Raw genomic sequence first — 13,890 nt, forward strand, 5'->3', positions numbered from 1 at the left:
TCTTGCCGCTGGTCGCGGCGGAGACGTGTTTCGCCCTCAAAGGCGGCACCGCCATCAATCTCTTTGTTCGCGATCTGCCGCGGCTCTCCGTCGACATCGATCTCGTCTATCTGCCCATGGACCAGCGTGACGAAGCGCTTAAGAAGATTGCTAAAGCGCTCTCGCGCATTGCTGATGCGATCTCAAAGGCGATGCCCGATACGGAGATCATCAGATCGTACGAAGATCAGCGGGATGCCTTGCGTCTTTTCGTGACCCAAGGCGGCGATCGGATCAAGATCGAACTCTCCCCTGTGCTGCGCGGCTCAGTATTCCCCGAGGAGCTACGGGAGGTGTCGCCCGCAGTCGAAGAGCAATTCGGTTACGTCGAGATGCAGCTTCTTTCGATCCCCGATCTATATGCCGGAAAAATCTGCGCGGCGCTTGACCGCCAACATCCGCGTGATCTCTTCGATATCAAATTGCTGCTCGAGAATGAAGGGCTGACCGAAGATTTGGTGAAGACTTTTCTCGTCTACCTCATCAGTCACAACCGAACGATGGCTGAACTCCTACAACCAACCCGCAAGGACATTGCCGGCATCTACGAAGGAGAATTTCTGCGCATGTCGCAGATCGAGGTGAGCCTCGATGAATTGCTCGACGTTCGCGAGCGGCTGATCACCGGGCTAAATCAGGCATTGACCGACGATCAGCGAAAATTCCTGCTCTCCTTCAAAGCCCGTCGCCCGCAATGGGATCTGCTCGGCATTGAAGGGGCGGACAAGCTGCCCGCCGTTCGCTGGAAGCTGCACAATCTGGATCGCATGCCAGAAGAACGGCATCGCGGGGTGTATGAGAACTTGGAGCGGGTGTTCGGCCAGAAACGCAAATAAGCGACGCCGCGCAAGAATCAGGTCGATCCCGTCTCACCGACACGACATCAGGATGTCTTCAAGACGTGGAGGGGACTGCTCCATCTGGTGTGTCATCTCCCGCAGATTCCCGTGTCAGTTCGAGACGCGTGATTGTCAGTGTTCCGTCTTTTGCCAGATAGACCGGAAGGATAACGGTGTTATCACTTTCGGTCACCACGTCTTCGATTACTCGGACATACTTGTCCTGCTCGCCGGGAAGGGAATTGGCCTCTCGGTCCCAAGCTGCGATGGCTCCTGCTAGCCAGTCTGCTGCCCGGATATAATGGTCGAACCACATTACTTCCTTGCCGGTGCTGCTATCCGGAATAGCGACTCCAGGTATGATGCCCGATGCATCTATGTCCAGAAGTCCAGCCAACCCAACAAAGTTATTGATTGCGTAGTCCCAAACGAGGCTATCGCAGTAATTGATCATGCTGTCACGGTCGCAGAACCAACTAATCATTTCCGGTTTGCGGTCGCGACACAATATCAACGAGATGATGGCAAGGTACAGGGCTAGCAGAGTGAGATCGGTGAAGAGCCCCACATTGAATGAATTGGCCTTCGTTTTTTGGATCGCAGCCTTGAATCTCCGGATCTGTTCGTCGCCTCGTTCCGCCGAGATGAGCGCCGCCACTGTCAGCGCCAAGCTCTCTTGGATGACGTCTCTCGGCTTCATGTCCCCATTACTATAGAAGGCCCGATCCTGCCTCATCGGTATCAGGATGTGAAAATGGCGCGAGTCCCGCAGCCAAGCCGCTGCATTGGCGCCAAGTGTCTTGCTGTCCTTTAAGTCTCTCGGGAGGTTCTGCCGAACCTCTTCGGCAAAGTCTGCGGGAAACAAATCGTACGGGATGATGCTGAAGGCGAAGCAGTCGCCTGGGCGGCTCTTGTCGCGTAGCGCGAAGTCCCCTGCAATGATCCACTTGGTAGTAGCTGGCTTCTTGGCAAGCCAACTACGGAATATCTTTAGGGCACTCTTGTCGAAAGTTTCGATGAAGCAGCTGGCAAACTCTGAGGGCTCGATCATGAGCGCTATGTAGCGAACGCCCGATGTTCAAGCTAGCTCTGTTTGCCAAGGCTGATCGGCCCGATGGTCGGTCCGTTCGGTGTCGAGGCTTGTCGCAAGAGTGGCCGGTGACCTTCAAGAACGTTCATCTAGTGGCCAGATTTAACTCTCGCTCAATCATTTCCCTCGTTACCACGCGCGCACGATCTCGCTCCCGGTATGCCTTGGCAAATTCCTCGTCGCTCAGGCTCCCATCGCCATGCGCGCCAGGATGTACGTTTGCACAAAGGGTACAGTCCCAAAGGATTTCTTGACGAACTGAGCTCCAGGTGTATCGGCAATGAACCACGGTTGCCGGCCAAAATAGCCGAACTGCTTGGAAATGATCGCGCTAAATAATTGCAGTGACGAAAGAGCGTCTTCGCGCGGCGCCGCATAGGTATCCGCGTTGAAATGGATTGACCGGTTTCGCAGCTTAGCTAACTCCAGGAAATAATCGCCGACACCATCCGCAAAAACACCCCACTCGGAAAGCACGTTGACGGCAAATGGCCAGTCATCGAACGAGATATACGTTTTTGTAGTGAGGCGAGCTCTTGAAACTGCCCCGCAAGTCCAGAACCAAGTGATCGAGGATGCGCACACCCAACGCGCAAGCCGCAACGAGAGCCGGATAGTAGGCACCTACAACGAACGCCTGGCGAGCCTGATGATAGAAGCGATTATGGTACGCAACCAGGGACATTGGCTTTGCGCCGGGATCGACAATGTTTTGAACGATTGCGTCCTGATTCCACGTGCCGTATTCGTCCTTTATGCGCGATATTGTCTTCTCGCGGTTCTCAGCATGCAGCGTCTTTGCTTCATTGTCCCACGTCTCGCCGGGCTCATCGAGGAGCATTGGAGTCGAGTCAAAATCGAATGAGTACGGGTGATACCGGCGCATCGCCCGATCGGCGACTCCCGCGTGATGGGTGTGACTATATACGCCTTGCGCCAAGTCTATGATTGTGATGCGGGTTTGAGGGTGATCTCCCACGGTGCTTCCCGAAATATAGATCATAACATACGCGCGTGGTGGGTAGGTGCGAAAGCACTCTTCAGGATTGCGTAGCAGCGGCCTCAAGCAGCCTTTTCGTCTACGGCGAACATTTCGGCGCTGACTTCATCCGGGTGACGGTGTGTGAACATATGCTCGACGACGTTACGCCAGTTGAGAATGTTCTGAACCTCACCCTTTCCAGGTACCGCATAATACTGGCAGTCGGGCTCAGAGTTCCGATTGTCCAGATGCAGAACGCGAGTCGGACTGAGCGGAAATATGACGCTCGTCTCCGCATCCTTGAGGCCGCGGAAACGCATGCTCGGATGCAGAACCGTCACCGGGCTGTCTGATGTGATGAAAACCGGTCTCTCCGAAGTTATGATGGACCACCTCATATTTAACAGCAACTCGGCCAGCGATGAGGCTTGGGTCAATTATCCAGCCACATGCGCTTTACATCATCTTCGCCTGCGTCCCGATACGCGGGCCATGATGCCTTATCCACGTCGTACTTTCGTCCGCCGATTTCCACCCTGTCAGGCGGTTCGCCGGCTGCCATGTAGAAGGATCGAAGATGCTGATAAATTTCAGCGGTCCGATTGAAGAAGGATGGATTGCGCAGGTACATAACCGCCGTCAGAAGAGCGATGCCCTCGCGCGTAACCTTGTTACTGAGATCGATATACCCCGTGCTGATTTCTGACCAGAACGGCATGCCAAAAAGCTGCTCAAGATTGCTGAGCTTCTGTTCGAGTTGGTAATTGCGCTGGCCGTTTTCGACGGGGGCATAAAGGTAAAATTTCACGGCGACCTTTGAGATAGATCGCTTGAGGGGATCGCCGCCTGACTTCCCGAAAGTCCAAATTTTTCTCACAGCTACTATCGCAGGCGAACGCCCGCAAGTATGCCTTAGGGACCCAGTGATTGCGTTTATATTTTTGTTGGCTCATGACTTTAGGCTATCGATTCCTAGCCCTTTTATAGCACTCCTGAATGGCTGAATTGGGCTGAATTTGGGGACGGCATCACACATGCCAAAAATCTCGAAGCTAGTTCAGAGAATCCATTTTGAGGATTTCGGCGGACCCGAATTCGAACGATTGGTCTTTGCCTACCATGTCAGGGCCGGATGGACCGATGTCGCATGGTATGGGCAAGCCGGAGGCGATCATGGACGCGATATTGTCGGAGTTGAACGGCTGGACGATGGCCCGCCACGCCGGAGCGTTATCCAGTGCGTCAATCGCAGCAGTCTCACTCAGGCCAAGGCCGAGCATGACATTCAAAGGCTGCTGTCCTCTCCAACGAAATTCGAAGCTCTCAAATTTGTGACGCGGGGCGCCGTATCCGCTAGCCGCCGCGATGCCGTTCAGAAATTTGCCAAGGCGAACGGTATCGATAATTTGTCAATCTGGGGCGGCGCGGAGCTGGAGGAGCATTTGCGCTTGATCGGCGAAGACCTGCTGAAGCGATTTTGCGAGGGAGAGGAATTTCCTGACAAGGCTGCCGAACTGACGCGGTTTGCTGAGGACTTTGCGGGTCTGTCGGATATGGATGCTCTTGCTCAGATGGCCATCGTGTTTGATCGCCCGGCATTTCGCACGCCATTTCAGCAAGAGTGTTCGCTACACGCGTTTAGGCAGGCCATTGACGATACCATCTCCGCGCTGAATACGGGCATTTGGCGAACGCGCGAGGGCGACGAGATAAGGCGTATCCCCTCCCTCCATCATCTGCGGGATCGGCATAAAAAGACGAGCGTGAGTCGTTCCGTGCAACTGGTAGATCAATTGCGACGCGCTTTTGCGTCCGGTCTGCGTGACAAGACCATCAGGCCTTGCGGGTGCGGGAATCCGGATTGCCCCGTATTCACTGTCGACTCAGATGTCGCGGTCAGGTTGAACCAGATCCGATCCGGTGCCCTCGCGGCATTCAGGGATGCCTATCCGAAGTTTCACGTCGAAGTCGGATAAGGGGCGTCCGGTCGGCGCCCCTCTCTTCCGACCATTCAGGCTGCGAGTGCTTGCCCTCGCGTAGGCTCGTAGAGCATAGCGAAGAATTCATCAGCAAGATCGCAAGCTTAATTCCGGCAGTAGTGGATCCACAGAACCCACGAAGCTCGAGCCAGAGAATAACGACTTTCCCGGTATGCGGCGGGCGATTCCTTGATACGTTTTGAACATAGCTTTTGTCAGGGCGCTTCCGCTCTCGCCCATCACGTGGGCCTCGCTACGGCCGTCCAGAGATATGCAATCCCAGTTCAATTTGACGTACTTGGTGCGCTTGGAAATACGCAAGTTGGGAATGTCGCGGTTCCGGCATTCCCGGAACCAGTAATTGTTGGCATTGACATTACCGTTGCGGAATTCCACCCATATGTGCTCGGGCATTGAGGGCGACCTGAGGGTAGTCCCTGTGGAAACGACACCAAACATGTTGTTCCCAAGCGCGGCTAGTCGTGCGGCAATCTTTTCATCGTCAACCTTCGCCAGAATAGGACGATGCCGGGTGCAGGTCTTGATCGCCGCCAGCAGAGCTGCGTGCGTGTCATATCCAACGCCAAATGCAAGCGCTTCGGTGAGGTGCGCAGAATTCCCCCCCCCGGCATTGCCTTGCGCAACTCGGATTTCACAAAATCGATATTGTCGAGGGTTAGCAGAATAGAGGCCATGTGACCGTTCCTTTTTCATGATCGTCTGTCGCCAATTACGAGACGACCCAAAGGATCGATTCACGTTTGCAGGTAGTCCATGTCCACTTTGACCTGGCGACAGGTCTGGCAGGAATCGCCGCATGAAGGTTATCCATGTCGATCGGATCGCGCAATCTGAAATGGATTAACCGTTCGCACGCCCACCGGCCGATCTGAAGGGACGAACAGCCTCCACTAGCCCAAATACGTTCAGGGTCCGGACGTTTACACAGGCAACGGGACGATTGCGGCCCGTAATCGGCAGGTCGCTCCTTCATCTTTCACGTCCGCATCGCGCTTCTCGCCGGCTTGCTAAAAAATCTCCTGTGAAACAACACAGGAGGCAGCTGATGGAATTCTTTGTGGGCTGGACGTGTTGATGGACGAGACGGCGGTGTGCGTCGTGGACGGGGAGGGCGCGGTGCATCTGCAGGCGGTGGTGACCGATCCCGAGGCGATCCTCGAGATCCTCAAACCGTACCTGGGGCGCCTGCGCCGCGTCGGCCAAGAGGCAGGATCGCTGTCGCCCTGGCTGCATCCCGAGCTCAAGAAACTCGGCCTGCCGGCGATCTGCCTGGAGACGGTGCATGTGCGCGCCGCGATGGCGGCGCAGGGCAACAAAACCGACAAGGCCGATGCGCTGGGGCATCGCCCATCTGATGCGCACCGGCTGGTTCCGCCAGGCCTACATCAAGTCGCAAAGCTGCTACCGGACGAAGCTTCTCTTGACCCACCGGCGCAACCTGAAGGCCAAGTTCCTCGACCTGGAAAACGCCATCCGGCACTCACTGAAGGCGTTCGGCATCCGCCTGAGCAAGGTCGGATGCGGCGCTTTCGAGCAGGCGGTGCGCGCCGCCGTTGCGGACGATCCGCTGTCGGCCGAACTGATCGACGCCATGCTGACGGCGCTCCGCGCTGTGGAAACAGTACTGTCGGCTGCACGATCTCGTCGTCAGGATGGTCGCGAAGAGCGAGCCATGCAGGCGCTTCATGGCGATCCCCGGCGTCGGCCCGGTGATGGCGCTCTCGTTCATGACGGCAATCGACGACCCGTCGCGCTTCCGCCGCTCGCGCGACGTCGCCGCCTACTTCGGGCTGACGTCGCGACGCTGGCAATCCGGCTCAACGATCGACATTCAGGGGCGCATCTCGAAAGTCGGCGATGCGGACGTACGGCGCGCGCTCTACGAGGCGGCGTCAGGCCTGATGACGCGCTTCAAGGGCTCCGACAAGGTCAAGAGCTGGGGCCAGGCGATCGCCAAACGCTGCTACCGCAAGGCCTGCGTCGCGGTGGCGCGCAAGCTGGCGGTGATCATGCACGCGATCTAGACTGACGGGACCTTCTATATCGGCGATCCGGCCGCGGGCAGGCCGACGCCGTAGCGCCCGAATTTCCGCGGGGATGGGTGAACGGAGGCGATCCATTTGCGATTTCCAGTGCGTCGGGCCGCACCCCCACAATCGCTCAACAAGTTGAACACGTCCTGACCCGACTGGGACTTCAAGTTCGGACGTGAAACCTGGCCGGGTACTGCTGGATGGCAGGGTCCGTCAAGCGGGCGGAAGGATGAGGAAATGAAAGAGCTGCAGATCAAAACACATAATCGACCGATGAATATCGCCGGCGCGATCATCCGGACCAGATCTGATTGAAACATCGTCCGGCCCCGAGATCGATGCTCCAATCTTGTATAGCTTCCATGCGACGTTCTCTTGGAGTGTTGCGGGATTGGTCCGCTCAACCGGAGCTCAACCCTTTCATCGCGTTAGAATGAGCGTTCGAAACGCAGGATTCCGCCGACACTGCTCTTCTTGTTGGCGTTGGTCCAGTTCACGTTGGAAGCGTCCACCTTGCCGACGGCGAAGTTGCCGTAGCGGCCATAGTCGAGTTCCGCCGTAACTGTGAAATCTGGAAGAAACGCATAGGCGACGTTTGCAGCGACACCATGGTTCTTGAGCTGATCACCGGAGAGCTGAAGCTTGAACGAAGTTGTCTCGTTGAGCTCGTAAGCGGCGCCAGCCCAGAAAGCCCAGTTCCCGCCCCAAATCTTATAGAAGCCGCGACCATGAGCGTCGATCGCGTTCGTGGAGTCGTCGATGAGCTTGCCATTGGAACCGTAGCCGAACATTCCGAACAGCAACAGTTCGTTGGTGACATTGATGTCGACACGGACCTTGGCGGCCACCGATTCGTAGTTGCTATCATAAGCGGCAACGCCGGTGATCGCGCCCCAGCCATGTGTGTATTTCAAGCCGCCGACTACGTGCGGAGCGTAGCTGTCGATTGTGCCGACCACGCCTGAGCCTTCTTCGAGCGAAACCACGGCCGAAAAGCCGTTCCTGGCGTCGAAGTAGTACTGAACCACATTGGTATCGAAAGCGCCGTACGGAACCGGCGTCTGGTTGAGTACGTCACCCGCGCCGCCAATAAACATGTCGAAGGCCGACCAGTCCTTACCAACTCGGAGGCCACCAAGCTGAATCCAGGCGAAAGTCAAGGTGCTGTCTCCGTTGAAGGCATAGGACCGAGAACTGTCCGAAACCGAAGCGTCGCGGTTACCGAAGTTCATGCGGGTTTCGGTGTAGGTCTTCAACGTGCCGAGTTCGGTCTCCTGGCCGGTCCAAGTTTTCGATGTGAAGCGCGTGTTGTTTTGCCATGTGCCCTGATCCTCACCAGTCCTCACATCCGAGGTTCTTGCGTGATCAACCACATGGCCCAAGCCGACGTGGTAACGGACATAGCCGCCGATGCGCAGGCAGGTCTCAGTGCCTGAAATATAGACGTAGCCCGAGCCGTAAGCGTCGCAGATTTTAACGTACTCAGTCGGGTCAGGCTCGGCAACGGCGGTCACGGCGCGAGCGTCGGAAACGGCAATCAGTGCCGCAGTTGAGCCGAGGAGGAGGCTCCTAATGTTCATTGTTGATCTCCGTTCAAAGAGTAAAAGTAATTGACGTCAGTGAATGAATTCTTGCTAAGGAAACAGTCGATAACGATGCGCATTGAGTGAATTTGAGCAGTTTTGATGCGCTCGTCATGCCAGATGTTCATGAGAAATTGAGAATATGATTGGGTAGTATTGCTACAGATATGCAATTGTTATTACGAATATAATTATCGCGGAAACGACGCCATTCAACAATTCTGTACAAATCACCACCGTCATCTCCGCTAGTTGTGGGCGGGCCGTCACAAAGGCTACTGCAAATGGCGTGCCATCCTGACGACGCGCTGCGGCTTGAAGCTCAAGTGTGCCGGCGGACCTTGGTTCGCTCTTCCTTCCTTTTTGCCTTGCGGATCAACCCAAGCACGAACGGCAAACGTTTCGCCTACGGTTCGTCTGTTCGCTTCGCGACAGTTTCGTTCAATGGCGACAGCTTTGTTTGCTGTGAGCCCCGACGTTGAGACATCATGCGGCGGCACCGCTCGGTACGACGCGGTCATTTTAGCGAGCGCGATGGTCGATAATCACGCGCTGAACGCGCAGCCTTGCCTCCACCACGGAGTCACTAGGCGCGCGCCGGCCTTGGCATTGCGGCGGACCTGACGGTCGCGTCGAGCAGGCTCTCGTCCTGATAGACGGCGCGCCACAGCTAATGCTTCTTGCCAGCAATTCACAAAACGAGCTCATCGAGATGCCAGAGATCACTAAAGGGCGGCGCTAGCTGGCGAGCTAAGTCTGGTCCCAACGCCGTGTTATCTCGTCGGATGCGGCAGCCGCGCTCAGCAGAATCTTCTCGACCAGGCGCAAGCTGAAGGGAAGGGATAGTGGAACTAAACGGTGCGCGTGAGGATCTCGGCGGGAACAGCCATGGTCAGTTGCTGCCCGAGTGCTCAGACCATCGCTGTCCAGCCAAGACTGAACAGCGCCTTGCCGCGAAATAGAAGTTTCGAGCCCAAAGCGGAACGGACTGACATAGCGCAAAGACACAGGCGAGGGCAGCGGTAAGGTTGGTGGTATCAGCATGGGACGGTAACTGTTGCAGACCACAAAATATCGCGAGGCCGGCCTGCCTTGGTACACTATCTATCCGACCGTGTCGGAGTTCTCTGGGGCGGTCGGCGCCGAGGCTTATGAGGAATGGCTCAGGAACCTGCCGGCTGACGATCCGGTGTCGCTCTATTTCCACGTTCCGTTCTGCCGATCAGCGTGCTGGTATTGTGGCTTCCCCACCACCATCACCCGCCATGATGCGCCGATCCTCAACTATGTGGCGGCGCTGCGTGACGAGATCCGTTTGGTCTCGGAGCGAGCGCCGCAGAGGCTGCCCGTGAGCGACATGCATTTCGGCGGCGGAACGCCGTCTCTCATAGGACCAGCCGAGTTCCTCGCTCTGATGGAATTCCTGCGACGCCGCTTCGCTCTCACGAAAACAGCTACGGTTGCCGTCGAGATTGATCCGCGCACGTTCACGGCCGAGATGGTCGAGGCCTTAGGTGCAGCCGGCGTGAACCGTGTGAGTCTCGGCGTGCAGAGCTTCGATCCCATTGTTCAAAAAGCAATCAACCGGGTTCAGAGTGAGGCGCAGACGTCTGCTGCCGTGGAAATGCTGCGCCGGCATGGAGTAAGCCGCATCAACTTCGATCTCATCTTCGGTCTCCCGCATCAAACGGTGCAGTCCTGCGTCGAGACCGCGAGGGCGGCGGTCGCAATGCGCCCCGACCGGCTTGCGGTGTTCGGCTATGCGCACATCCCGTCGGTTGTAAAGAATCAGCGCCTCATCGAGGAGGCAGTTCTTCCGGGCAGCGCTGCCCGCGCCGAACAGTATGCGGCCGTGGCCGCGACGCTGATTGCCGCCGGCTACCGCGAGATCGGGCTCGACCATTTCGCCTTGCCGGACGACGAGCTCGCGCTGGCACAGAAAACGGGTCGCCTGCGGCGTAACTCGCTGGGCTACTCGGCCACCACCTGCAGAACCCTGATCGGTTTCGGCGCGTCGGCTATCGGCCGCGTCGGCGAGGGGTACGTCCAAAACGAAGTTACACGGGATTCCTACATCCAGCACATCGCAGCTGGCCGTCTGGCGACGTCAAAGGGCTATCGCCTCACCGACGACGACCGCGTGCGAGCCGCAATTATCGAGCGACTAATGTGCGATCTCGAGGCCGATGTGCAGGCAATCTGTGGCGCCCACGGATCTGATCCGATCCGTCTTCTCGATTCAGCTGAACGCTTGGCGATGCTGGCCGAGGACGGGATAGTGGACTTCGAAAACGGTTTTGTCCGCGTACGGCGGGAGCATCGCTTTGTGATTCGCGCTGTCGCTGCCGCGTTCGATGCTTTTCTCGATCGGGATGGCCGTAAGCATAGCCCACAGGTGAGGGCAAGCATCCAACCGGAAGCTAAACTCGACGCCCTCCGAGGCCTGTCATGAAGCGCGCGTCAAGGATGCGAAAAGCAGAGCTGATCCGCCTATATCACCTCATCTTCAATGACATCGACTCGTGGCTGCCACCGAGGCGTTTCCATATTGATCGTGGTAGGTGCGGGATATCTGGGTGTTTCGCCCTCAGCGCATGAAGATCCCCGCCATGTGATGGGTCAGGAGATCGCGGTGGCTGCGATCAGCCCGTCCATCGATGACAGACCCCGGCCACGCCGCTTCCCGAGGCCAGTCAGGTCGCCCCAGGCCAAGGCAACCAGTTCGTCCACGGGCAGGACTCTCGGCTCGAGCGCTGCGGCAGGTCCCGGGCGAGCCACTCGGCCAGTGCGTCACGTTTCCGACCTTTGTCCATGAGGGCAGCGCCGCGCCGGATCTGGGCGATCGACACAACGCTGATAAATGAGCGGTCGTCATCGAGCCCGTCCATCCATTCCAGCACGCGCACGTCAGGGCTCGGCCTCGTCACCTCGGAGAGGACATTGGTGTCGAGCAAGAGCCTCACAATGGCAGACCATGCGGTTCATCGCGTAGCCGCTCGATGTCCAATTCGGCGTTGCGCAGCGGCGATGCGCAGCGAGTGCCCAAAACAGCAGCCAGCTCCCCTTCCGGAAGATCGGAGCGGACGCCACGCAAAAAGCGCCAAATCCTTGGCGCCGAGGGTCTGTGTGTTTTGCGCGCTGGCGGCTTTGGTGTACTCCGCCGTTTCGACGAGGCTTCCAGCCGGACCGGCAGGGGAGGAGGCTTTGGCGGGGCGGCCGGCACACGGCCCACCTCGAGGACGAGATCGACGATGTCGGGCAGATCCTCGGTCGCCTCACAAATCGGTGAGGTCGTCGGGACACCGTCTTCCACTTTTGTTGATCAGCCGCCTTCCTGGCCATGTTCCGAGACAATAAGGCGCCCGTGCGCCGCCGCCTCGATTAACCCAAGACGCGCAAGGATCTTTTGCCGGAGACAACGAGGTCACCATCCTGAGGTGCCGCGTTGCGTCACAGTCGGCATGAGATGTGCAAAGTGGACCGTCGTCAAACGTCAAACAGAGGCGTTGGTGACTGGACTGAACGACCAGAACGGGCTGCTTGCGCCCTTTGGGACTTCACAAGGTTCGAAAATGGCGTCGTTTCAGGGCATAATCGCCGCTTGTCAAAATGTTTGCGACAAGTCCGGTGAAAGCCTACCGAGTATCTTGTGCTTGGGGGGCGGTTAGTTCCGATAAACTAAGCGGCATACACATGCTAATCTATTTGATTTACGGGCCGACCTGCAGCGGCAAAACAGACGCGGCAATCCAAATTGCACGAGAGACCGGATGGCCGGTCATTGCGCTGGATCGTGTACAATGCTGTCCTCAAATCGCCACCGGCAGCGGGCGTCCCTCGGATTCCGAACTGCAATCTACCCAGCGGATCTACTTGGATTCGCGCCCGCTAACCGCGGGCATCATCGACGCCGAGACCGCCCATCGTAAGCTGATAATGCAAGTGGATGAGCGTAGTTCCCAGCCGGGGCTCATCCTCGAAGGCGGTTCGATCTCCCTTCTCAATTTAATGGCGCGAAGTCAGCATTGGGATGGCGCTTTTCGGTGGCATGTAAGGCGGTTGCGGCTCGGCAACTCGGACGCCTTTCTGGAGAGAGCCAAGCGTCGGGTCACAGACATGTTTGTCACAAGAGAAGGACAACCTTCATTGCTGCAGGAACTTGCGGATCAGTGGAAGGAAGATGCAGTCCGTCCCACTTTGGAAGACGTTGACGGATATCGTTGCGCCATTCGTTTTGCGAGAGAGCACAGCTTGGCAATCAGCGAAATGCCGTGCCTTCGCAAAGAGCTCCAACAAGATCTTGCAGAGGCGATTGCGAGAGAATATCTCGAATATGCGCGTTGGCAAGAACGCGACTTTCCAGAATGGCAAACTGAGTGAGCAAGCCTCCCCGGACCTCGCCTGCGGTGCGGGCACGGTAGCTCCTGAGAATTGCGCTAAGTGGTTTGCTGAAGCAAGCTAGTGCCAGGCGACATTAGGTCCGTGTGGCAGCGGAAGGATTGCTTTCGCCACGGTGACTGCGGAGGAGGCGACATGGCTGCACTGCTCATTTCAGGCATGGGACGGAATGTACCGATGACAAAGTGCTGCGCGCTTCGTAGCGACCGCTACCGTGGCTGACTCGCGAACTACTATCCGCCAGCCACAGTCTGTGGCGTCGTCTCGGCTTTCATCGCCACCGCCTTCGCCCAGGAAACGCCCGAGGCCGCAAGCGTCGCCGTGGCAGTGCGGCACCCGGCAAGATTGGTGGTCATCGGCCCTATCTGATCGACGGGGAGCACCGTGCTTTCGTCCTGGGCGAGGTTGAGCGAGATGCCAACATGACGCTTCATCAATTGACGGCGGCACTGGCTGAACGTGGTCTCCTGCGAGTGTCGGTCGCTTCCTGCACCGCGAGGGCAAGAGCTTCAAAAAAACCGTTCTGCCGGCCGAGCAGCTCAAGCCAAAGCTGATGCGCGGGCGTGCGCAATGGATGCGCTATCAAACCCGCATTGACCCTACGCGCCTGGTCTCCCTGGATGAAACATGGGTCAAGACCAACATGGCGCCGTTGCGCGGCTGGGGTGTGCGCGGCAAGCGGCTGATGGCCCACGCACCATATGGCCATTGGAAGACGATGACCTTCATCACCGCGCTGCGGCATGATTGGGTGGAGGCACCTTGGGTCATTGACGGACCCATCAATACGCAGGCCTTTCGCGTCTATGTCGAAACCGAACTCAACAAAACACTGAAGCCGGGCGACATCGTCATTCTCGACAATCCCGGTTCTCACAAGGGCCAAGCCGTCCGCGACATCGTCAGGGCTGCTGGCGCAAGGCGGG

At 57.5% G+C, this 13,890-nt stretch carries 12 protein-coding genes and 3 pseudogenes; 6 read left to right on the forward strand and 9 right to left on the reverse strand.

All coding sequences use genetic code 11. The annotated features are described in order from the left end of the window. The first annotated feature begins 2 nt into the window (after window positions 1-2). The gene (locus NKH83_RS24855; protein ID WP_352807967.1) at window positions 3-875 is read left to right on the forward strand and encodes a nucleotidyl transferase AbiEii/AbiGii toxin family protein; all 873 of its coding nucleotides are present in this window, start codon (window positions 3-5) and stop codon (window positions 873-875) included. Between the two features lie 58 nt (window positions 876-933). Here the strand turns inward: NKH83_RS24855 and NKH83_RS24860 are convergent, their stop codons facing one another. From NKH83_RS24860 to NKH83_RS24880, 5 genes are all read right to left on the reverse strand, one after another. Further along, on the reverse strand, window positions 934-1,929 hold the full coding sequence (locus NKH83_RS24860; RefSeq protein WP_352509345.1) for a hypothetical protein: 996 nt from the start codon (window positions 1,927-1,929) through the stop codon (window positions 934-936). Window positions 1,930-2,151: 222 nt separating this feature from the next. Next, the gene (locus tag NKH83_RS24865) at window positions 2,152-2,445 is read right to left on the reverse strand and encodes a hypothetical protein (protein ID WP_352458536.1); all 294 of its coding nucleotides are present in this window, start codon (window positions 2,443-2,445) and stop codon (window positions 2,152-2,154) included. A gap of 19 nt (window positions 2,446-2,464) precedes the next feature. Then, window positions 2,465-2,971, reverse strand: a complete 507-nt coding sequence (locus NKH83_RS24870; RefSeq protein ID WP_352807968.1) for a hypothetical protein — start codon at window positions 2,969-2,971, stop codon at window positions 2,465-2,467. Between the two features lie 59 nt (window positions 2,972-3,030). After that, complete coding sequence (locus tag NKH83_RS24875; RefSeq protein ID WP_352458538.1) at window positions 3,031-3,387, reverse strand: DUF4238 domain-containing protein; 357 nt, start codon at window positions 3,385-3,387, stop codon at window positions 3,031-3,033. Next, window positions 3,384-3,827, reverse strand: coding sequence for a DUF4238 domain-containing protein (locus NKH83_RS24880; protein WP_352509343.1), 444 nt, complete (start codon window positions 3,825-3,827; stop codon window positions 3,384-3,386). The genes NKH83_RS24875 and NKH83_RS24880 overlap by 4 nt, the downstream gene beginning before the upstream one ends. Window positions 3,828-3,984: 157 nt before the next feature. Between NKH83_RS24880 and NKH83_RS24885 the strand changes: the two genes are divergently transcribed. Further along, window positions 3,985-4,926 (forward strand): restriction endonuclease, encoded by a 942-nt coding sequence (locus tag NKH83_RS24885; protein ID WP_352509341.1) that lies wholly within the window; start codon window positions 3,985-3,987, stop codon window positions 4,924-4,926. A gap of 90 nt (window positions 4,927-5,016) precedes the next feature. Here NKH83_RS24885 and NKH83_RS24890 read toward each other — a convergent pair whose 3' ends face one another. Then, window positions 5,017-5,643: a hypothetical protein gene (locus NKH83_RS24890; protein ID WP_352807969.1), complete on the reverse strand. Its 627-nt coding sequence runs from the start codon at window positions 5,641-5,643 to the stop codon at window positions 5,017-5,019. Window positions 5,644-6,024: 381 nt separating this feature from the next. Between NKH83_RS24890 and NKH83_RS24895 the strand changes: the two are divergent. Beyond that, window positions 6,025-6,971 (forward strand): annotated as a pseudogene (locus tag NKH83_RS24895) (IS110 family RNA-guided transposase); the annotation flags it as partial. A gap of 440 nt (window positions 6,972-7,411) precedes the next feature. Here NKH83_RS24895 and NKH83_RS24900 read toward each other — a convergent pair. After that, on the reverse strand, window positions 7,412-8,563 hold the full coding sequence (locus tag NKH83_RS24900) for a porin (protein WP_352807970.1): 1,152 nt from the start codon (window positions 8,561-8,563) through the stop codon (window positions 7,412-7,414). A 1,060-nt stretch (window positions 8,564-9,623) separates the two neighbouring features. Between NKH83_RS24900 and hemN the strand changes: the two genes are divergently transcribed. After that, complete coding sequence (gene hemN / locus NKH83_RS24905; RefSeq protein ID WP_352807971.1) at window positions 9,624-11,018, forward strand: oxygen-independent coproporphyrinogen III oxidase; 1,395 nt, start codon at window positions 9,624-9,626, stop codon at window positions 11,016-11,018. A 170-nt stretch (window positions 11,019-11,188) separates the two neighbouring features. On the opposite strand, the pseudogene NKH83_RS24910 reads toward hemN, so the two are convergent. Continuing rightward, window positions 11,189-11,529, reverse strand: a pseudogene (locus tag NKH83_RS24910) (PIN domain-containing protein); the annotation flags it as partial. A 730-nt stretch (window positions 11,530-12,259) separates the two neighbouring features. Between NKH83_RS24910 and NKH83_RS24915 the strand changes: the two are divergent. Continuing rightward, complete coding sequence (locus NKH83_RS24915) at window positions 12,260-12,946, forward strand: isopentenyl transferase family protein (protein WP_352807972.1); 687 nt, start codon at window positions 12,260-12,262, stop codon at window positions 12,944-12,946. A gap of 251 nt (window positions 12,947-13,197) precedes the next feature. Here NKH83_RS24915 and NKH83_RS24920 read toward each other — a convergent pair whose 3' ends face one another. Next, window positions 13,198-13,398 (reverse strand): hypothetical protein, encoded by a 201-nt coding sequence (locus NKH83_RS24920; RefSeq protein ID WP_352807973.1) that lies wholly within the window; start codon window positions 13,396-13,398, stop codon window positions 13,198-13,200. Window positions 13,399-13,538: 140 nt separating this feature from the next. Between NKH83_RS24920 and NKH83_RS24925 the strand changes: the two are divergent. After that, window positions 13,539-13,865: pseudogene (locus NKH83_RS24925) on the forward strand (transposase); the annotation flags it as partial. Window positions 13,866-13,890: the final 25 nt, after the last annotated feature.

This window comes from Mesorhizobium sp. M0909 (genome assembly GCF_040319515.1).
Taxonomy (GTDB): Bacteria; Pseudomonadota; Alphaproteobacteria; order Rhizobiales; family Rhizobiaceae; genus Mesorhizobium.